We start from the raw sequence: 21,980 nt of genomic DNA, 5'->3' as shown, positions 1-21,980 counted from the left end.
GAACAAGTGATTTTGAATACTTTTCAAGCAGTCTTACGGCAAGTGTATTATAGCGCTTTGCAACGATGCAAAAGCTTGGTAGCCTCAGATTAAGCACATTCCATAGGAGGATGATCATGGAATATCAACGTATCGCACATTCTAGCCTTGAGGTCAGTAAGATCTGTCTTGGCACCATGACTTGGGGTGAACAAAATACTCAAGCCGACGCTTTTGCTCAACTCGATTATGCTATTGGTCAAGGCGTTAACTTTATTGATACCGCTGAAATGTACCCGGTTCCACCTAAAGCTGAAACCCAGGGTGAAACCGAACGTATCATTGGTAACTACCTCAAAGCGCAAGGTAATCGCGACAATTTAGTGATTGCCACTAAAGTGGCTGCGCCTGGCGGTAAAGGTGATTACATCCGTAAAGATATGGCTCTGGACTGGCGCAACATCCATCAAGCTGTTGATGACTCATTAGCGCGCTTACAAATCGATACTATCGATTTGTATCAAGTGCACTGGCCGGATAGAAATACTAATTTCTTCGGCGAAATGATGTATGAACACGATGAAGAAGAGCACTACACGCCTATTTTAGATACCCTTGAAGCCTTAGCAGAAATTATTAAGCAAGGTAAAGTGCGTTATATCGGCATTTCTAATGAAACCCCTTGGGGCTTTATGAAATACCTTAAATTAGCTGAAAAGCACGATTTACCGCGCATTATCAGCGTGCAAAATCCTTACAACTTGCTTAATCGCAGCTACGAAATCGCCATGTCTGAAATCAGTTATCGTGAAGAAGTGCCATTATTAGCTTATTCGCCGTTAGCCTTTGGTGCCTTAACCGGTAAATACGAAAATAATCAGTGGCCTGAAGGCGCACGTTTAACGGTATTTAAACGCTTTGCCCGCTACAACAGTACCCCTATGGCACTGGAAGCGACGCAAGCTTATATCGATTTGGCCCGAGAATTTGGTTTATCTCCCACCGAAATGGCCTTAGCATTTGTCAATAGCCGCAAATTTGTTGCTGCTAATATTATTGGCGCAACTGATTTACATCAGTTAAAGCAAAACATCGACAGCCACAAGGTCAGCTTATCTGACGAGCTGATGATAAGAATTAACGAATTATCGGCGTTATACCGTTTCCCTTGTCCGTAGGAAAACAATAACCGCCAGACTAATTGAGCTTATCGCCACAAAACCTTGCAATGGGCATCAAGATCACTGAAGATCTTGATGCCTTTTATTTTCAATACAGAAACCCTTATTTATGAAGTCTGCATCGTCATTATCGTCTGCCGTTTTATTTGATCATCAAGCACTACGCGATCAATTCCCGGCGCTTAAACAGACCATTGGCGATCATCCTTTGTGTTACTTAGACACCGCAGCAACGAGCCAAAAGCCGCAAGCGGTCATTGATGCGATGACCGAGTACTACCAACTCAACAACGCCAATGTGCACCGTGCGGCGCATCAATTGTCTGCACGGGCAACTCAACAATATGAAGCGGTTCGTCAACAAGTGGCTGAATTTATCCACGCCCAGCGTCAAGACGAAATCATTTTTACCCACGGCACCACAGAATCGATCAATATGGTGGCCTACGGACTGACGTCACAAATCAAGCCAAATGATGTGATATTAATTGATACCGCAGCCCACCACGCCAATATTGTTCCTTGGCAGGAACTGGCAAAACGCACCGGCGCGGTGATCAAACCGATCCAGCTGACAACAGACGCGCAACTGGATATAGCCGCTTTTGATCAACTATTAATGCTGAAGCCTAAAGTGGTTGCACTATGCCATGTGTCAAATGCCTTGGGCACATTAAACCCAGTCAATGAGCTAGTCGCAAAAGCCAAAGCCGTCGGCGCGCTAACCTTGGTTGATGGCGCTCAGGCGATTGCCCATTTACCCGTTGATGTACAACAAATTGATTGTGATTTTTATGTGTTTTCAGGCCATAAAATGTATGGACCAACTGGGGTGGGTATTTTATATGGTCGATATACAGAGCTCGATAAATTAACCCCAATGCTCACTGGCGGCGAGATGATTAAAACCGTGAGTTTTGAGCAGACTGAGTTTGGTGCGTTACCAAATCGCCTTGAAGCTGGAACGCCCGCTATCGCAGAAGTGATTGGCCTAGGGGCTGCCATTCATTTTTTACAGCAATTGCCACGCGAGCAAATACTTGCACATGAACAACAATTGCTGCGCTATTTACAGCAGCAACTGCAACAACTTGGCGCTATCGAATTATATGGTATTGCCAATGATAAGCACTCTGGTGATAAGCACTGCGCTGATGGTCAACGCCATAATATTGGTGCTGTGGCTTTTAATCTGCAAGGTGAACATCACCAAGATGTGGGGATTTTACTCGACCAACAAGCTGTGGCCGTTCGTTGTGGTCATCATTGCGCTATGCCACTAATGACCAGCCTTAATTTAGGCGGCTGTTGCCGTGCATCAATAGGCATCTATACTAATAAGCAAGATGTTGATCAATTTATTCATGCACTTAATGCTGTAAAAGAGTTATTGTTATAGTGTTAAAGTACAACACGCTGATCCAGATACATCTATTATCTACAGCCGAGGTTAATTGAACTACCATGTTAAACCCAAGTGCCGTACCTTCACCGCAGTTATTTTCGCCTTTATCGGATGAATTAGTTGAAGCCGTTAACCTCATTGAGCAAGCCCATAACTGGCAAGATAAATACCGTCAGATTATGTTACTCGGTAAATTAATACCGCCGTTAGCTGTAGAATTTAAACAGGCAGATGCACAAGTTAAAGGCTGTGAAAGCCAGGCTTGGTTGTACCATTACATGATCAATGGGCAGCATTTTTATATCGCAGATAGCGATGCACGTATTGTAAAAGGCTTAATGGGATTATTATTGGTCGCGTGCCAAGGTAAAAGCACTAACAAAATACAACAATTTGATGTAAAACAATACTTTGCACGTTTCGGACTCAGTGGCCAATTAAGTCCATCTCGTACCAATGGTTTAACTGCGTTAGCACAAGCCATCGTTGCCTATACACATGATGTTGGTACATGAAACACCTGCCAACACTAAGGAATAATAATGACTCAAAAAGTCTGTAACCAAGCTCGCCGTCATATCTTAAAAGGCCTTGGAGCAGCCACATTATTAAGCCCTTTAAGCTCGCTTCCTGCATGGGCAGCTAAACCACGTCGTTTATACATTGATGGTTTATCCTTTCTACCCACCGACATCAATGATGTTAAAGCCTCTAAGCTCGATGCCTTTATTGCCGATATTTCGGCCGTTGAAACCATTGAACAAGCTGATGGAACCAAAAATTATAAACGCACTTATCAAGCCTGCATCAACAGCATTAAACAAGCGGCTAACTCTGTAAAAGCCAATCCAGACGTGTACCTGCAAGGGCTTACCGGCACGGATATTAGTCAAGCCAGAACACAACAACAAACTGCGGTGTTTTTTCAAATTCAAGGTGCTGATTGTGTTGAAAATGATGGTTTAAGCACTCAGTGGCAACAGTTAGATAATTTACATCAACAAGGTTTACGGGTTCTACAATTAACCCACCATTATGGTAATCGTTTTGCCGGTGGTGCATTAGATAATAACGGCTTAAATAGTTTGAATACTCCATTAACAGCTGCTGGGCGCGAGCTCATAACAGAGCTTAATCGGAAAAATATTCTTATCGATGTGAGTCACTCAAGTGCCCAAACGGCCCTTGATGCAATAAAAGCCAGCCAGTCTCCTGTAGTGCAAAGCCATGGTGCTGCGCGCGCTATTGTCAATAATGCCCGCTGCTCACCCGATGAAGTAATCCGTGCGATTGGTGATAGCGGCGGCGTATTTGGAGTGTTTATGATGAGCTTTTGGCTGACTAACAAGCCAATTCCAACGATAGAAGACTACATAAAGCAACTTGCTTATATTGCTAAAGTGGGCGGCTTTGATTGCGTCGCCATCGCCAATGATTTCCCACTTCGTGGCCAAGAAAACCTGTTGGGGTTAAATAACGATAACAGCGAAGGGATAAAAGAATACTTAGAATGGTGGCACAGCTTAGAAGACAAAAATGTATTAGGTTTTGATGTTGAACCCAAGCATGTGGTAATACCCGAGTTCAATAGTATCGACCGCATGAGCCGCATCGACGATGCCTTGAAAAAAGCTCGTTTCAAATCGACCGATCGCGATCGTTTTATGGGTGGAAACTGGCAAAGAGTGCTCAAACAAGTATTGGTTTAATAGATCAAAAATGCTCAGTGTTTAAGCGCTTGCAGCAACAGAGACTCAATAAAAAAGGGTTGATGTTATATAACACATCAGCCCTTTTTATATTCTAGATTTAGTTGTCGATTTAGTTGTCGATTCGGTTATCAATTTAATTATCGATTTGGTGCCGTTTAAATGCCTGCACCAGCGATTTCTCTTGGTGGATTAAGTACCTCTATGGCTTTTAAGTACGCCATTAATCCATTCACTTGAGTATCAAGATCACCTTTACTGGTATCAATGGTTAACTCTGCAGATTCTGGCACTTCGTAAGGTGATGATATTCCAGTAAAATTAGTGATTTCGCCTTTACGAGCTTTAGCGTATAACCCTTTGGGATCACGCGATTCACATACGCTTAGCGGCGTAGACACATGCACTTCAACAAATTGTCCTTGCGGGAATAATGCCCGGACGCGATCGCGCTCTTCACGAGTCGGCGAAATAAATGCCGATAGCACGACTAAGCCTGAATCAACCATCAGTTTCGCCACTTCGCCGACACGACGAAGATTTTCGTCACGGTCTTCAAGACTAAAACCTAAGTCGTTACACAGACCATGGCGAACATTATCACCATCAAGTAAATAGGTATGAAAACCGTATTCAAATAACGCCCGTTCTAATGCGCCAGCAAGGGTTGATTTACCCGAGCCAGATAATCCCGTAAACCATAACAATACTGGATTTTGGCCTTTTTGGGCGCCACGGGCAGCTTGGTCAATGGCATGTTGATGCCAAACAATATTGCTCATCACTACTCCTATCAAGTGGTTATTACACCACACTACAATTCTTTGTTAAAACGGGAAAAAATACGGAATCGAAAAAATAACTACTAATGAATATACGATGGATAACGGTAAACCTAAGCGCACAAAGTCACTTAATTTATAATTACCGGCATTAAATACCATGAGATTAGTTTGATAGCCGTAAGGCGAAATAAAGCTCGCGCTTGCACCAAATACCACCGCCATAATAAACGGCCGCGGATCGACGCCAAAACTGGTAGCTACTGCATAAGCTACCGGAAACGCCAGTGCTGCTGCAGCGTTGTTGGTAATTAACTCTGTCACAATTAAGGTAATCAGATAAATCCCCACAAAAGCAGCAAATACACCATATCCATTGAACACACTTAATAATGCTTGTGCCATGACATCTGCGAGGCCGGTTGTCACCATTAAGTTAGCTAAGCCTAAGGCACTGCCTACAATAACCACTAATTCCAGCGGGAAGCGACGTTTAAGCTCAGTTAAGGTTATCGCACCAATCGCTACGTAGCTGAGCAACAGTAAAACCAAGCCTTTGGCTAACGGTAATACATCAAAAATACTGGCCACTATGGTTAACGCAAAACCAATCAACACCCAATTACCGCGTTTTTCATCTAAGCGGACACTTAAATCTAAGCCACTGATCGCAGCAAAGTCGGTGGTTAAATTAGGGCATTTAGAAAAACGGTCACCCGGCGTTAACAGTAATACATCACCCGGTTGTAATACGATATCACCAAGCCCCCCTTTTAACGGTAAATGCCCACGACGAATGGCCATCACGGCAGCATCAAACACTTCCCGAAAACGCGAGTCTTTTAAGGTTGTTCCCACTAAACTTGATGATGGCGCTAGCACAGCTTCAACCAAATTCTGGCCTTTAGCATGCTGCTTACCAAACCACTCTAAACCATCAAACTGATGCAATAGCTCAACCGACTCAACCGCACCACTAAAACGTAGTACATCATCGGCTTGCAATACCATTTGCGGTGGCACAGGGCAAATACGAATACCGCTGCGTTCTAACTCAACTAAATACAGTTTTTTAAGTGCACGCAAACGATTATCTATCACGCTTTTACCCACTAGGGTAGACGTTTTAGCCACATGAGCTTCCAATAGATAAGGTAACGTCTCAACTTCGGACTCTTCACGTCTATCGGGTAAAAAGTTAGCCATAATGGTTAACACGACTAAACCACTGATAACGACTAATGAGCCTACTTGTGTAAACTCAAAAAAACCTAAAGGCTCAAGACCGGCGTTTTCAACAAATGAATTAACAATCAGATTGGTAGAGGTACCAATTAGCGTGAGCGTGCCCCCTAAAATTGCGGCGTAGTTTAACGGCAACAATAATTTAGAAGGCGCATGTGCTTGGTTGCGGCGCACTACACCAATTAACGAAGCGACTACCGCGGTATTATTGGTAAACGATGACAATAACGCTGTCGATATGCCTAACTTGGCTAAGGTTGAAAATAATGAACCTTTGCCAATCACTTGGCTTAATTTACCCAGTAATGAGGTTTTCTCTAGTGCTGTGGCAGCCAGTACTAACAAAACTAACGTAATTAGGCCGTTATTAGTAAAGCTGCCAAGCGCTACATTTAAGTCCACGAGTCCGAGGATATAACAAACTAACGAAGCGAAAAAAAACATGGCAGCCGGTGTTGCAAGCCCAGCAAGCAGCCCACCGACCAGTGCTAACAAGATAATCGCTAACAACCATATTTCGCTCATTATTTATTTTCCAAGTAGGCTAATATCGCGCGCATTCCAATGTGGATAATGCTTACGTACTAACGCATTAAACTCGACTTCAAATGGACTAAATTCAGTGTTAATTTGCTTCTCGCCTTGATGACCACTAACGACCATAGCAGCAGCAACGGTAGCATTAGATAAACGATCAACTAAAATCATTCCGCCAGTGTCACGCACTAAACTATAGGCATCTAATACTATCGATTCGGTTAAATCTAACTTAACGCGGGCAATACTGTTTAGGCTTAATGTGTTTGCTGCGCTGCGCTCAAGAGTATTTACATCAATAATGTATTCAATCTCGCTTACCACAGCTTGGGTTTTCTTGCCCGCTACTTTGACATCATACAACTGACCGATTTGTAGTGGCTTTTCATCCATCCACACTAGGTCTGCCACAATGTGGTTAGCAATATCTGGCGCGGTTGCCGGATGAGCCAGTAAATCACCACGTGAAATATCAATCTCATCTTCAAGGGTAATGGTAATGGCTTGACCTGCTACAGCTTCTGGTAAATCGCCATCAAATGTCACAATACGTTCAATTTTACTGCGTTTTCCTGATGGCAATGCAACGAGTTCATCGCCCACTTTAATGATGCCAGACGCTAACGTACCCGAGAAACCACGAAAATCTAAGTTTGGACGTAATACGTATTGCACTGGGAAACGAACCGGTAGCTCACTTAGCTCACGCTGGGTGTCGATGGTTTCAAGTAGCTCAAGTAACGTACCGCCTTGATACCAATCACATTGCGTACTGCGATTAACCACGTTGTCGCCATTTAACGCTGATAACGGCACATAGTGAATGTCGAGATCACCAAAGTCTTTCACAAACTCAGCAAAGTCTGCTTGAATTTGGTTAAATATTGTTTGGTCAAAATCGACTAAATCCATTTTGTTTACCGCAACAACAAAGTGACGTAAACCAAGTAGAGACGCGATAAATGCATGACGCTTAGTTTGCGTTTGCACCCCATAACGCGCATCAACCAAAATCACGGCTAAATCACAAGTTGACGCACCCGTTGCCATGTTGCGAGTGTATTGTTCATGGCCTGGGGTATCAGCAATAATGAACTTACGTTTTTCACTGGAAAAATACCGGTAAGCCACGTCAATAGTAATGCCTTGCTCACGCTCAGCTTGTAAACCGTCTACCAATAATGCAAGGTCAATGGCTTCGCCAGTAGTACCCATTTTAGCGCTGTCACTTTTTAGGCTAGCAAACTGATCTTCATAAATTTGTGCGCTGTCATGCAGTAAACGACCAATTAAGGTACTTTTACCATCATCGACACTGCCACAAGTTAAAAAACGCAGTAAGCCTTTATTCTGTTGTAATGCTAAATATTCTTTAACGCCGTGCAGCTGGATCTCTGCCGCCATACGGTCGGTATTTGTTTTTGCTTGGTCCATAATCTTTCTCACTCAAATTCGTTCGCATGCTGGATGGGTAAAACAATCATGTTCAATTGCTTAGAAATAGCCTTGACGCTTTTTCTGCTCCATTGACGCACTTTGGTCTGAATCAATTAAGCGACCTTGACGTTCACTTGAACGAGTTAACAGCATCTCTTCAATAATTTTTTCTAAGGTATCGGCTTCTGACGGCATCGCCGCCGTTAGCGGATAACAACCTAAAGTTCTAAAACGCACTCGTTCAACCGATTCAACATCGCCCTCTTCAATAGGCATACGATCATCATCTTTATAAATGAGCTGGCCACCTTTGTTCACTACAGTACGAGGCGCAGCAAAATATAACGGCACGATTTCGATATTCTCTTGGTAGATGTACTGCCAAATATCGAGCTCAGTCCAGTTAGATAAAGGGAACACTCGAATGCTCTCGCCTTTGTTTACTGCACCGTTGTAAGTGCGCCATAACTCTGGACGTTGGTTTTTAGGGTCCCAGCGATGGTGTTTGTCACGGAATGAATAGACTCGCTCTTTAGCACGAGATTTTTCTTCATCGCGGCGCGCACCACCAAAAGCAGCATCAAAACCATATTGATTTAAGGCTTGCTTTAAGCTTTGGGTTTTCATGATATCGGTGTGCTTAGCACTGCCATGGGTAAATGGACCTACGCCTTGTTCAACACCTTCTTGGTTGGTATGGGTCAGTAACTCAAAACCAAACTTTTTTGCTTGCGCATCGCGAAACGCGATCATTTCTTTAAATTTCCAACCCGTGTCAACATGCAATAATGGGAATGGAATTTTGCCTGGGTAAAATGCTTTACGCGCAAGATGTAGCATTACCGATGAGTCTTTACCTATCGAGTACATCATGACAGGATTACCAAACTCAGCTGCTACTTCACGGATAATCTGGATGCTTTCGGCTTCCAGTTGTTGTAAATGGCTTAACGAACGGCCTGCCATGATGATTCTCCATTACCTAATATGCTGCATATAACAGCGGGTTAAATTATTCGACTACAGCGCTTTAGCGGCTGTGTCTAAATCTGTTTTTTGTTGAGCCATTTTTTGTTGCGTAGTGACGGGATCAAACCAATTTAAGCTGTCGGCTAACTCTACAACCTCACCAATAATCATCAGCGCAGGCATCTGCAAAGCGGGATCGGCAGCTAATTGAGCCAGTTCACCTAACTTACCGATAAACCGCTGTTGTGATGAGGTCGTCGCATTAGACACAATGGCCACTGGCGTATCAGCACTACGTCCAGCACCAATCAAACCATCACTAATAATATTGGCGTTTAATATGCCCATATACACCACTAAGGTATTATTTGAATTAGCATAACCTTGCCAGTCCATCGGGCGACTCGCTAACTGACAGTGGCCGGTAATAAAGGTAACGCCTTGGGCATAATCACGATGCGTTAACGGAATACCTGCATAAGCAGACGTACCGCTGGCGGCCGTAATACCTGGAACCACTTCAAAAGCGATACCTGCTGCAACTAAGGTTTGTAACTCTTCGCCGCCGCGGCCAAAAATAAATGGATCGCCACCTTTTAAACGCACGACGTTTTTACGAGTAAACGCTTTCGTCACTAGTAGCTGATTAATTTCACCTTGAGCCGCACTGTGTTTGCCAGCACGCTTACCCACTGCTATTTTTTCAGCCTGACTAGGGATCAAATCTAAAATATCTTGGCTAACTAATGCGTCATATAACACCGCATCAGCATTCTTAAGGATACGGTAGGCTTTTAGCGTCAGCAGCTCAACGTCGCCAGGACCGGCGCCGACTAACCACACTTTGCCTTTGGCTTTTTGCCCTGGCATAGATACTAATTCCATCACATTAACCTCAAGATATTTGACTATGGTCAAATATAGCGTTTTCCATATTCCATATACAATAGTTAAAAGTTAGTTTTTATAACTAAATAGCATATCAAACGATTTGTTCGCGGTTTAATCTATTTGACATGCCAATATGTGTACAATGACGCGTTGTTATGAAAAGAATTGTTAACTTAATTCGACAAACCTCTGGCAATTGATAACAATGTACGTCGAAAAAATACTGATACTAAAAATCACATTAAAAATTACCATTAATTATGCTTATGGATGATGCAATGATAAAAAGCACTCAATATCTTGGACTCTCGTTGTTGTTACTTGGCTATAGCTCACTCGCTCTTGCTGAAGACTCATTAGTCGATCAACGCGTAAAAAAAGAGTTAGCAACATCTGAAAAGCCATTTGTGATCACGCCCCACAAGGCAAACTACTTGCTTCCAGTAACGTATCAAACACGCACGAATTCGTTGCCATTTGAAATTAAATACCCAGATGAAGATTTCACTATTGATAATCTAGAAGCAAAGTTTCAAATCAGTTTTAAGTTTCCCATTATGTATAATGTTTTTGGTGATAATGGTCATTTATTTTTTGCCTACACCAATCAATCTTACTGGCAAGTCTACAACCGAGATGCATCATCACCGTTTCGTGAAACTAACCACGAACCAGAAGTGTTTATGTTATTTAATAATGATTGGAAAATTGGTGGTTTTACCAATTCATTTTTAGGTTTTGGTGCTGTGCATCAATCTAATGGCCAAACCAACCAATTATCACGCAGTTGGAATCGAATATACGGTAATGCGGTATTTGACAAAGGCCCTTTCGCATTAGGGCTTAAAGTCTGGTGGCGTATTCCTGAAGATGAAAAAGAAGATGTGAATGCCGTAAAAGGTGATGACAATCCAGACATTGGCAGTTACATGGGCAACTTTGAACTCACTGGCGTTTACGGTTTAGGTGAGCATCGTTTTACTATGCTGCTGCGCAACAACTTACGCGAAACCAATCGTGGTGCTGTTGAAATGACCTGGAGCTACCCAATTATTGGTACGTTACGTGTCTATACTCAATACTTTAATGGTTACGGTGAAAGCCTTATCGATTACAGCCAACATAATCAGCGCATTGGTATTGGTATTGCGCTAAACGACCTGCTGTAGCCTTGTATTAATACGATTAAACAGTAGATGCAAAAAAGGTGACCACATTGGTCACCTTTTTTATTACTCGTATGACTGAATCAACAAGCGTAAGCGTTATTTAACATTCGCTTTACTGTTGACCTTAGAACCAATCACAATGCCTTTATCGGTAAAATCTACCGACATATTTAAACGCATATCGTAATCTTTTAACATAAGTAACTCTTCTGGCATCGGCTCGCCACTCATTTCAGCCATGTCGACTAATGGAGCAAACATTTTCTGATAGTCAACAGACATATTAAAAAACCCATTAGACTCAAGTGATTGCTTATACATCAAATCAGCAAGTTCAGTACCTCTGTCACCAGTATAAGCGACTAAATGACTACCCTTGATCGCCAATTTAGCACTAACACCTAGTTCAGGCGGTAACATTAACATTGGAGTAATATCGACCGGATCACCATTGTCTTTTAAATCTATATTCGCAAGTGGTGGATAAAATGGCTTAAGCATATCCACTAACATCATTGGTTTCTCAGCCGAGACACTAATTAATGCATCTAATTTTTCAAAGCCAGCTTGGCCATTATTGTCGGCTAGCTTGTAATCAGCTATTGTTACGCTAATGCCTTTAACGCCATTAGCCATGCCAGTCATCATACCTAACATTGCAGGGTTTAACTCACTAAGCTGTGCTTGCATTTGGGCCAGCGCAGCACACTGATATTGCGGTGTTTGTAAATCTTTCCACACTTCGTTCAATGCTGGTGCCAATTGATTAACATCAATACCAAGTGCCACCGATAAGATATTATCATGATCATTACTGGCAAATGATGGCACAAAACCACGCATTTTATTAAGTGCTGACAAGATTACTTGGTTGTTACTTTCAACGACCATAACCGCATCAATAGTGCTTTCTTCACGCGTAATGGAGTATGAATTTAACCCCATTACACTGCGCGGCCAATTAGCAGCAATCGCATTTAATTCAGTTTGACACACAGGTGTTTTCATTTCTGCAAATGGATCTTCGCCCTGTATTTCAATCATCTTGGTCATTTGCTTAGCCAGCATATTACCGTCTGTCGATGTTAATCCTTTAACCAATTCAACATGGTTAATAAAACTAATGCTGTCTTGCATAAAGCCATGATTTTTAGCGATGTCTTGTAATATTGTCGTTTCGCTAATTGGATGGTCAACTTTCTTCTCACCCAAGGCGGTTTCTAGCAATTCAGCTTGGGTAAATGATGTACTCAATGTCACCGTTAACCAGCCATCTTTAACAGCAAACACAATATCAGCTTGCTCTTTCTCATCAACATCGGTTAATGCATAACCACGATATTCAACAGAACCAGATTTGCCCATTGTATGAGTTAAGCCACTTTCCTGCTCGGCGCGATCTAGCTCCGCCCAAAATGCTGCAGGATTACTGAGCTCAATTTTCATTACTGGCAATGCGCCTAGGGTATAAAAATAACTCTTAATCGAATCAGGTAAGCCGTATGTTGATAGTAAGGTTTCAGGCTCTGGCAACACAGTCATGTATTGCTTATATAAACTGATAAAAAAGCGCTCTTGAGCTGAAGAGCTATCATCTAGCGACAGCATTTTATCCAGATCATAAGCTTGGTAATTACCTGCAATGCTATACAGATAATCTTTTAACGGAAATGGAACTAACTGCCCAGAAAACGCTAATGTATCAGCAGGAATATAGTCCAACATTGGGTCGTTTTTAACCACTGACGTCCCTTGTTGCGACAGAAAATATCCACCAGCACCAACAGCTAATACCACAGCAGCAATTGCCATTTTATTCATCGATAAACTCCAATTTATATTATTGTTAACTCTTCCATGAAATGAGTTAGTGTTAAAAAATTTATTATCTTTTTAGGATAAGCAGTATCGATTACACCGATAAACTGCGGATTAATTTAACATTAAATGTTAAAGAGCGCATTAGATGTTGCCTTATTGGGGGGTATTTATACTAAAAACTACACGAGTGAACACCTAAAAATGCCCCAAAAGGCAGCTTATTATTCAATGCGTTTAGCGAGGGGGAATACGATGAACATTGCCAGGCAGTATATAACCTACGTTTTCCCGATAACTCTACACAACGAAAAACAGCAGAGTTATCGGGAATAACCTAATCGATTGCTTATACGCTAACAAGTCAATCAATATGCTCGAGGACGCGAGCGAAGCTTTTGAAGGTACGTGGACTGCAAAAGCAATCCTAAAACGTCGACAAAAACCATCTACAGGAACAACTAAATCTAGACTACTATCGGCACCATTGCATGAAAATTTAAATAAACTTTAATCCTTGTTGATTCATAACTCATATATCAGCTATTTATAGCGCCATCCGGTACAAAACGAATCATTAATCAGAAACACCCTCCATAACTATTGATACTGTGGCCCTATGATATTACAAAACGATAAAATAGCGTTTCTTACTCTGATAATTCAATCTTATGAATGACTAAGAGTCATTCTGTTGCCTATGTTTACGTTAATTTGTCACGATGCGGATAATTTTAGATTGAAAAAAGAAGTGATTGAACTCGATATAAACGATTCGGAGCTAAGCCTCTGCTTTCAAGCGTACAGGTTGCTCTGATAACAAAGGGGATTTGCTCATCAAACGAATCTATGGCAAGTAAATTCAACCCTATTAGCGGTCATGGGCTACTTGAAGAGACTTTAGTATCACCAGCGAAGGTGACTCATACACATTGAAATAGAATATTGATCCAGTAAAACGTATTCATCCGCAGTTAACTGCGGATGAATGAAGTACAAGGTCTCAAATCACTTCATAGCTAGATATCGAAGTGCAAACCACATTCACGCTGTAAACCGTTAAAGCGGGTGTCTTCTTCAGACATGCCTAACTCAAGCGGCTTACTAGAGTGAGTATCGCCTACCGACACATAGCCTTGCTCCCACAATGGGTGGTATGGCAAGTCAAGCTCAGTTAAGTACAGGTGCACGTCTTTATTGCTCCACTCAATGATAGGTAACAACTTAAAACGTTTACCACTAATGGCTAAAATCGGCAATGCTTCACGGGTGCTAGACTGGCTACGACGCAAGCCTGCAAACCAGGTACCGACATTTAATTCAGCTAATGCACGTTGCATAGGCTCAACTTTATTGATTCGGTTATACTTTTCTAGACCATCAATCCCCTGCTCCCACAGTTTGCCAAAACGGGCTTCTTGCCACGCTTGGGTTTGGCCCGCTTGGTACACGTTAAGATTGAGGTTTAAGCGCTCAGTTAACTGATCAATAAATTGATAAGTCTCTGGGAACAAATAACCGGTGTCAGTTAATATCACCGGAATATCACTCTGCGCCTGGGTCACCATGTGCAGCATTACCGCACCTTGAATACCAAAACTTGACGATAATGCATGCCCGCCCGGTAAATAGGCTAAACCCCAAGCCACTCGTTGCTGCGCCGTTAATCCCGCTAAAAATTGATTAATGTTTTCTAGCGCAGCCGTTTGCTCTGCTTTAGGCGCTGATAACAACGCCTGCAGTTGAGCGGGAGTAACAGAATGATCGACGCCCGCATCAGTAGATGCAGTCGTTACCACGTCATTAAGCATGAAAATCCTTAGCGGCGTCTATAACCGCCTTCACAACGCCAATGCGTACAGTGAAGTTACCAAAGGTTTCGCCAGCATCACGTTCAGTGGCGTAGCGGCCAAACAAGCCATCCAATTCAGCTAAAATTTCTGCTTCTTGAATGTTTTCTTTATGCATTTTATTTAAACGTGTGCCTTCAAAGCTGGCGCCTAAATACAAATTGTAACGCCCTGGCGCTTTACCCACTAAGCCAATTTCGGCAGCAAATGGACGGGCACAACCGTTTGGACAACCCGTCATACGCACCACAATTGACTGCTCGCTAATGCCATGTTTTGCCTGTAGTGCATCGATGTGATCGATAAACTCTGGGAAGTAACGTTCAGCTTCTGCCATCGCTAATGGGCAAGTTGGTAATGCTACACAGGCAATTGAATGCCCGCGAGTACCACTTAACACCTGGCCTAATAAGCCGTGCTTACGTGCTAAACCTTCAATTTCCGCTTTGTCTTGTGCAGCGACACCAGCAATAATCATGTTCTGATTAGATGTCATACGGAAATCGCCTTTATGGATTTTGGCAATTTCACGTAAACCGGTTTGCAAGGTTTGACCTGGCATATCTTTAATACGGCCACTTTCAATAAATAACGTTAAGTGGAATTTATTGTCGATGCCTTCAACCCAACCATAACGGTCGCCGCGATCGCCAATGATCACCTCACGCTTTGGCTCAAAATTCACCCCAGCACGTTTTTCAACTTCGGCTTTAAACGCGTCAAGACCATGGTCAACAATGGTGTACTTTAAACGGGCACGCTTACGCACAACACGGTTACCCCAATCACGCTGAACCGTCATCACCGCTTCAGCAAATTTGGTCACATCAGCGGTTTTAATAAAGCCCAAATCATCGGCTAAACGTGGGAACGTTTCTACTTCACCATGAGTAGAACCCATACCGCCACCCGCAACTAAGTTAAAACCAATCAGTTCACCGGCGTCTGCTACCGCGATAAAACCAAGATCGTTGGTATACACGTCGACATCGTTATGTGGAGGAACCGCAACCGCCATCTTAAATTTACGAGGCAAATAGGTTTTGCCATAAACAGGCTCAACCGTTTCGGTGCCTAATAGCTTTTCTTCATCTAGCCAAATCTCAGCGTAAGCGCGAGTGTGTGGTAATAAATGGTCAGATAAATGCTTGGCAACCGCGTAAGCCTGCGCATGTAACTTAGATTCAACCGGGTTTGGGTTACACATCACGTTACGGTTTACATCACCACAAGCAGCAATAGAATCGAGTGCGGCGCGATCAAGACCCTGGATCAAGGTTTTTAAATTACGCTTAGGAATGCCGTGGTACTGAAACGTTTGACGCGTGGTTAAACGAATACTATTTGAGGTGGTTAGCGTAGATGAAATTTTATCAACTTCTAACCACTGCTGTGGAGTACAAATACCACCAGGTACACGAGCTCGTAGCATAAAACTGTGCAGCGGCTCTAATTTTTGCTCTTTACGCTCATTACGTAAGTCGCGGTCATCTTGCTGATAAAAACCGTGGAATTTGATCAACTGCTGATCGCCATCGCTAAACGATCCCGTCACTTGGGTGTCTAAACCCTCCTGAATATCGCCGCGTAAATAATCACTGTCGATTTTTAAGTATTCGTTTAACGCTAACTTTTGCTCACTCATGGCCAGGGCCTCTCTTAATTCTGTTCAATTCAGTAGTGCGATTGGGTTGCTAGATTTAGCTATCAACCGAGGTCGAATTTAGTACACGTCTTTTTGGTAGCGTTTTTCGCTACGAAGTGTTTCAAAGTAAGCTTCTGCGTCATCAGCGCTTAGGCCACCTTGTTCGACCGCTATATTCACTAATGCTTGGTGTACGTCTTTGGCCATACGCTCTGCGTCACCACAGATATACACATGCGCGCCATTTTGTAGCCACTGCCACAACGCTTCAGCTTGTTCGGCAATGCGATGCTGAACATACACTTTATGAGCTTGATCGCGCGAGAAAGCCACATCTAAACGCGATAAATCGCCATTTTTAAGATACTGCTGCCACTCAACTTGGTATAAGAAATCTTGTTCAAAATGTGGGTTACCAAAGAATAACCAGCTGTCACCCGACACACCGTCAACGGCACGTTGCTGCATAAAGGCGCGGAATGGCGCCACACCAGTACCAGGACCCACCATAATTACCGGTGTTTCTGGATTTTCTGGTAAGCGGAAATGGTTATTAGGCTCAACATACACATTGACCTGCTGGCCTTCTTCAGCTGAGGCTAAGAAATGCGATGCACCACCAAAGCGAGCTTGACCTTGACGCTCGTCTTCAACCAATGCCACTGTTAAGTGCACCTCGGCTTCAACTTCGGCCTGGCTTGAAGCAATTGAATATAAGCGAGGTGTTAGCGGACGTAACATATCAACTAACTGCGTCGCGCTGACTTTAGCAGGATAAACTGCCACTAAATCGGCTAATTGATGCTTTAGAATAAACTGTCTGGTTTGTTCTTTGTCTTCACAAATTTCAGCTAGTTCAGCATTACCACTCAGCTCAGCCCATGTTTTCACTAGGCCTGGGTATAACTGAGTTAATTCTTTCTTATCAGTTAACGCCACTTTTAATGACACAGACTCTTTCGATACGCTAACGCTTTCGTCGGCGGCTAAACCAAGTGCGGCGATCACTTCATCGACAAGCACTTCGTTATTACTAAACCACACACCTAACGCATCACCAACCTGGTAAGTTAACCCTGACTCGCCTAAATCAATTTCAACATGGCGGACATCACGATCAGAACCACGACCGGTAATTTTTTGGCTTACAAGTACTTCTGCGGTATAGGGGTTTTGCTTGGTATATTCGCTTTCACCTGCAATTGATGCAGTACCAATAGAGACCACACTAGCACTTGATGCTTGAATATACGGCTTAACAGCTTCTACAACGCTGTCCTGCCATTGTTGTGAAATATCTTCATAATCAACATCACATTCTACCAACGGCAATAAAGATGTTGCCCCTAGTGCACTTAAACGCGTATCAAAGTCTTTACCAGTTTGGCAGAAAAACTCATAGCTCGAATCACCTAGGGCGATGACAGAATAATGTAAATTATCTAACTTCGGTGCGCGCTTTGAGGCTAAAAACTTGTGTAGTTCAATAGCATCGTCAGGCGCTTCGCCTTCACCATGAGTGCTAACAACCAATAGCAAGATGGTTTCTTGTTTTAGCTGGCGGACATTGTATTCGCCCATAGATGCTAGGTTAACGGCATAACCTTGTGCCTGCGCTTTAACGGCTAGCGCTTTGGCTACGCCACGGCCATTACCGGTTTGGCTACCATATAAAATCGTAACTGTTGGGGCGGCGCTTGCCTCTGCTGTCGTCTCGACACCGCTTTGACCTTGGTTAGCACTGGCAGCTAAATAACCGCTGACCCATGCGAGCTGAACTGAAGATAATTCTGATGTGAGTTGTTTTAGCTTATCGACTTGTCCTTGAGACAACGGCGAAGCTAAAGCTGAAAGTTCTTTTAACAACATAAGACGGCCTTATAACAGTGTAATGTGGACTAGCTTACTCCTACGAACAAAAACCAAAAAAGAATAAAAGATGATTTTTTATTCCATTTAGGAATATGCAAAGCGGTTTTTTTAAGCTACAAAAGTGTGGCGTAGTTAAAAGTTTTTAAATTACCTCCATTTAAAACTCAATAATTAGCCTAAAGGCACTTGTACCGAACATGCCTCATGTCGCAAGCTAAGAGATCTAATTAACTGATAAAAATTATCAGTTTGATTGTTCTCTGAGTAAAACGACGTGCAAATACAATGTAACTATGTCAGCGTAATGCCATTGACTAAATAGTTTACCCGACTTCAATGGTCACATGCTGTACTTTTTCTATCGTCAAAGTGCCCATGTGAGGCAGTAATACTCAAACACAATGGTCTATTAATGGGGAACAACAATAGACGGTCTTTTTATCAACCATCAGGAAACAGTCATGCAGATTGGAATACCGAGAGAAAGTATCGAAGGTGAAACTCGAGTCGCGGCGACTCCAGCGACCGTGATACAGCTTAAAAAGCTCGGCTTTAGTGTGGCAATTGAAGCACAGGCAGGTGTGAAATCAAGCTTCGATAATGCTGCATTTGAAGCCGCCGGGGCGGATGTAGTCGATAGTGTTTATCAAGCTGACTTTATCTTTAAAGTCAATGCGCCGACCGATGACGAAATAGCCAAAATGAAGCCAGGCACTACGCTAGTCAGTTTTATTTGGCCAGCCCAAAACCCAGAACTTGTTGAAAAACTGTCAAGTCACAATATTACCGTGATGGCAATGGACATGGTGCCGCGCATCTCGCGCGCCCAGTCACTGGACGCCTTATCATCGATGGCTAACATTGGTGGTTATCGCGCAGTCATTGAGGCTGCTCACGAGTTTGGGCGTTTCTTTACCGGGCAAATTACCGCAGCAGGTAAGGTGCCACCAGCCAAAGTATTGGTAATTGGTGCTGGTGTAGCAGGTCTTGCCGCTATTGGCACTGCGGGCTCGCTAGGGGCCATCGTTCGCGCATTTGATACTCGCCTTGAAGTGGCTGAGCAAATTGAGTCAATGGGCGGCAGTTTCTTAAAGCTTGAATTTGAAAATAAAGAAGGCGGATCGTCTGACGGTTATGCCAAAGTGATGTCAGAAGAGTTTATTGAAGCTGAAATGGCGTTATTTGCCGAGCAAGCTAAAGATGTCGACATCATTATCACCACCGCATTAATTCCTGGTCGCCCAGCGCCAAAACTCATCACCAAAGACATGGTCGATACCATGAAACCCGGCTCTGTGATTGTCGATTTAGCGGCAGCCACTGGCGGTAACTGTGAGTATACCGTTACTGGTGAACGCTTTATTACTGACAATGGCGTCAAGGTATTGGGTTACACCGATTTACCCGGTCGTTTACCCGCGCAGTCATCACAACTTTATGGCACTAACTTAGTCAACTTGATGAAGTTAATGTGTAAAGCTAAAGATGGCAACGCAGTACTCGATTTTGATGACGTGGTGATGCGCAACATGACCGTGACTCGTGGCGGCGAAATTACCTTTCCACCACCAGCGATTTCAGTGTCTGCGGCGCCACAAAAACCAGCAGCAAGTATTGCCCCTAAAGCTAAAGTTGATAAAGCGCCGTCAAAACTTAAATACATTTTAGGTGTGTTAGGGCTTGCCGGTTTTGCTGCAGTCGCTTCGGTTGCACCCGCTGAGTTCTTATCGCATTTCACCGTGTTTATCCTATCGTGCGTGGTGGGTTATTACGTGGTGTGGAATGTGTCGCACTCATTGCATACGCCGTTAATGTCGGTCACTAATGCGATTTCTGGCATTATTGTGGTTGGGGCGTTATTGCAAATAGGCCAAGGTTCAGCATTAGTCACGGCGCTTGCGTTTGTTGCGGTGCTTATTGCCAGTATCAACATCTTTGGCGGGTTTACCGTCACTCAGCGCATGCTGAAGATGTTCCGTAAAGATTAAGGAGTCATATCGTGTCTCAAGGACTGGTTACAGCATCTTATATCATTGCCGCGGTGTTTTTTATTCTCAGCTTAGCTGGGTTATCAAAACAAGAAACCGCTAAAAATGGTAATTTATTTGGCATTATTGGTATGGCGATTGCGCTTATTGCTACCATACTTAATCCTGCTACAAACGGCGTAGAATGGATTATTCTCGCCATGGTCATTGGTGGATCAATTGGTATTCGCTTAGCATTAAAAGTCGAAATGACTGAAATGCCAGAGCTAGTCGCGATTTTGCACAGTTTTGTGGGTCTCGCAGCGGTATTAGTGGGCTTTAATAGCTTTATTGATATCCAACCACACGAAGTGTCTGAAATTGTGGTGGTATTGGGGCAAGACCTCAACACAACACTAGAAACCGCCAGAGCTGCATTTGTTGAAGCGAGCAATGCTCAACAGACTGAGCACCTAACCGGTGCCATGCTTAACATTCACTTAGTAGAAGTATTTTTAGGCATCTTTATTGGTGCAGTCACCTTCACAGGTTCGATTGTGGCCTTTGCTAAGTTACGTGGTCTGGTATCATCAAAAGCATTAATGCTGCCACATCGTCACAAGCTCAATTTGCTTGCGGTAGTGGTGTCATTAATACTAATGATTATGTTTGTCCAAGCTGGCGGCTCAGTAACACCTATCATACTGATGACCTTAATCGCCTTGGCATTTGGTTGGCACTTAGTCGCCTCAATTGGCGGTGCAGACATGCCAGTTGTAGTGTCAATGCTCAACTCATATTCAGGCTGGGCAGCCGCAGCAGCAGGTTTCATGTTATCTAATGACTTACTGATTGTGGTTGGTGCGCTTGTGGGCTCATCGGGTGCGATTCTGTCTTACATTATGTGTAAAGCCATGAACCGCTCGTTTATCTCTGTTATTGCCGGTGGTTTTGGTAATGATGCCGTGGCTTCAACAGGCGACGACACCGTGGGCGAATACCGTGAAACAACCGCTGAAGACGTCGCTGATATGCTAAAAGCGTCAGATTCAGTCATCATCACCCCAGGTTATGGCATGGCGGTAGCGCAAGCACAATATCCGGTGGCTGAAATCACTAAAAAGCTCCGTGCATTGGGCATAAAAGTTCGCTTTGGTATTCACCCTGTTGCAGGTCGTTTACCTGGCCACATGAACGTACTATTGGCTGAAGCTAAAGTGCCTTACGATATCGTGCTTGAAATGGACGAAATCAACGAAGACTTTAGCAGTACTGACACAGTGTTGGTTATTGGCGCTAACGATACGGTTAACCCCGCAGCGATGGAAGATCCAAATAGCCCTATTGCGGGTATGCCAGTATTAGAAGTGTGGAAAGCCCAAAACGTCATTGGCTTTAAACGTTCAATGAACACCGGTTATGCTGGTGTACAAAATCCATTGTTCTTTAAAGACAATACTCAAATGTTGTTTGGCGATGCTAAGGACAGTGTAGAAGCAATCCTTAAAGCCTTATAAATCAACT

Annotated in this window: 16 protein-coding genes; 7 read left to right on the top strand and 9 right to left on the bottom strand. The window is 43.3% G+C overall.

Features of this window, described 5'->3' with window-relative positions; all coding sequences use genetic code 11:
- Positions 1–116: 116 nt before the first annotated feature.
- The 4 genes from EGC82_RS05065 (at position 117) to EGC82_RS05050 (ending at position 4,274) form a co-directional block, all read left to right on the top strand.
- On the top strand, positions 117–1,157 hold the full coding sequence (locus EGC82_RS05065) for an NADP(H)-dependent aldo-keto reductase (RefSeq protein WP_124729793.1): 1,041 nt from the start codon (positions 117–119) through the stop codon (positions 1,155–1,157).
- 112 nt (positions 1,158–1,269) lie between these two features.
- Positions 1,270–2,559 carry an aminotransferase class V-fold PLP-dependent enzyme gene (locus EGC82_RS05060; RefSeq protein WP_124729792.1) on the top strand — a complete coding sequence of 430 codons (1,290 nt, stop codon included), beginning with the start codon at positions 1,270–1,272 and terminating at the stop codon, positions 2,557–2,559.
- A 65-nt stretch (positions 2,560–2,624) separates the two neighbouring features.
- Positions 2,625–3,080, top strand: coding sequence for a SufE family protein (locus EGC82_RS05055; RefSeq protein WP_124729791.1), 456 nt, complete (start codon positions 2,625–2,627; stop codon positions 3,078–3,080).
- Positions 3,081–3,107: 27 nt separating this feature from the next.
- Positions 3,108–4,274 carry a membrane dipeptidase gene (locus EGC82_RS05050; protein WP_124729790.1) on the top strand — a complete coding sequence of 389 codons (1,167 nt, stop codon included), beginning with the start codon at positions 3,108–3,110 and terminating at the stop codon, positions 4,272–4,274.
- A 158-nt stretch (positions 4,275–4,432) separates the two neighbouring features.
- Here the strand turns inward: EGC82_RS05050 and cysC are convergent, their stop codons facing one another.
- Genes cysC through cobA form a run of 5 tightly spaced genes read right to left on the bottom strand, consistent with a single transcriptional unit; the run spans position 4,433 to position 10,129 of the window.
- Positions 4,433–5,056: an adenylyl-sulfate kinase gene (gene cysC / locus EGC82_RS05045; RefSeq protein WP_124729789.1), complete on the bottom strand. Its 624-nt coding sequence runs from the start codon at positions 5,054–5,056 to the stop codon at positions 4,433–4,435.
- Positions 5,057–5,101: 45 nt separating this feature from the next.
- Complete coding sequence (locus tag EGC82_RS05040) at positions 5,102–6,826, bottom strand: SLC13 family permease (RefSeq protein ID WP_124729788.1); 1,725 nt, start codon at positions 6,824–6,826, stop codon at positions 5,102–5,104.
- 3 nt (positions 6,827–6,829) lie between these two features.
- A complete protein-coding gene (gene cysN, locus EGC82_RS05035; protein WP_124729787.1) occupies positions 6,830–8,272 on the bottom strand; it encodes a sulfate adenylyltransferase subunit CysN in 1,443 nt (480 codons plus the stop codon).
- 60 nt (positions 8,273–8,332) lie between these two features.
- Complete coding sequence (gene cysD, locus EGC82_RS05030) at positions 8,333–9,241, bottom strand: sulfate adenylyltransferase subunit CysD (RefSeq protein ID WP_124729786.1); 909 nt, start codon at positions 9,239–9,241, stop codon at positions 8,333–8,335.
- A 54-nt stretch (positions 9,242–9,295) separates the two neighbouring features.
- The gene (cobA, locus tag EGC82_RS05025; RefSeq protein ID WP_124729785.1) at positions 9,296–10,129 is read right to left on the bottom strand and encodes a uroporphyrinogen-III C-methyltransferase; all 834 of its coding nucleotides are present in this window, start codon (positions 10,127–10,129) and stop codon (positions 9,296–9,298) included.
- Between the two features lie 284 nt (positions 10,130–10,413).
- Here cobA and EGC82_RS05020 point away from each other — a divergent pair, with 284 nt between their 5' ends.
- The gene (locus EGC82_RS05020) at positions 10,414–11,304 is read left to right on the top strand and encodes a phospholipase A (protein WP_244212538.1); all 891 of its coding nucleotides are present in this window, start codon (positions 10,414–10,416) and stop codon (positions 11,302–11,304) included.
- Between the two features lie 96 nt (positions 11,305–11,400).
- Here EGC82_RS05020 and EGC82_RS05015 read toward each other — a convergent pair whose 3' ends face one another.
- The 4 genes from EGC82_RS05015 to EGC82_RS05000 all read right to left on the bottom strand — a co-directional run bounded on the left by EGC82_RS05015 (position 11,401) and on the right by EGC82_RS05000 (position 18,486).
- Positions 11,401–13,125 (bottom strand): hypothetical protein, encoded by a 1,725-nt coding sequence (locus EGC82_RS05015; RefSeq protein WP_124729783.1) that lies wholly within the window; start codon positions 13,123–13,125, stop codon positions 11,401–11,403.
- Between the two features lie 1,016 nt (positions 13,126–14,141).
- The gene (locus tag EGC82_RS05010) at positions 14,142–14,933 is read right to left on the bottom strand and encodes a phosphoadenylyl-sulfate reductase (RefSeq protein ID WP_124729782.1); all 792 of its coding nucleotides are present in this window, start codon (positions 14,931–14,933) and stop codon (positions 14,142–14,144) included.
- The gene (gene cysI, locus EGC82_RS05005) at positions 14,926–16,617 is read right to left on the bottom strand and encodes an assimilatory sulfite reductase (NADPH) hemoprotein subunit (protein WP_124729781.1); all 1,692 of its coding nucleotides are present in this window, start codon (positions 16,615–16,617) and stop codon (positions 14,926–14,928) included. The genes EGC82_RS05010 and cysI overlap by 8 nt, the downstream gene beginning before the upstream one ends.
- A 78-nt stretch (positions 16,618–16,695) precedes the next feature.
- The gene (locus EGC82_RS05000; protein ID WP_124729780.1) at positions 16,696–18,486 is read right to left on the bottom strand and encodes an assimilatory sulfite reductase (NADPH) flavoprotein subunit; all 1,791 of its coding nucleotides are present in this window, start codon (positions 18,484–18,486) and stop codon (positions 16,696–16,698) included.
- A gap of 464 nt (positions 18,487–18,950) precedes the next feature.
- Here EGC82_RS05000 and EGC82_RS04995 point away from each other — a divergent pair, with 464 nt between their 5' ends.
- Entirely contained in the window at positions 18,951–20,477 is a 1,527-nt protein-coding gene (locus EGC82_RS04995; RefSeq protein WP_124729779.1) for a Re/Si-specific NAD(P)(+) transhydrogenase subunit alpha, read from the top strand.
- 11 nt (positions 20,478–20,488) lie between these two features.
- Positions 20,489–21,973 carry a Re/Si-specific NAD(P)(+) transhydrogenase subunit beta gene (gene pntB, locus EGC82_RS04990; RefSeq protein ID WP_124729778.1) on the top strand — a complete coding sequence of 495 codons (1,485 nt, stop codon included), beginning with the start codon at positions 20,489–20,491 and terminating at the stop codon, positions 21,971–21,973.
- Positions 21,974–21,980 lie beyond the last annotated feature (7 nt).

Origin of the sequence: Shewanella livingstonensis, assembly GCF_003855395.1 — a bacterium.
In the GTDB taxonomy this organism is placed as follows: domain Bacteria; phylum Pseudomonadota; class Gammaproteobacteria; order Enterobacterales; family Shewanellaceae; genus Shewanella; species Shewanella livingstonensis.
This window is presented reverse-complemented; position numbering and strand designations above follow the sequence as displayed.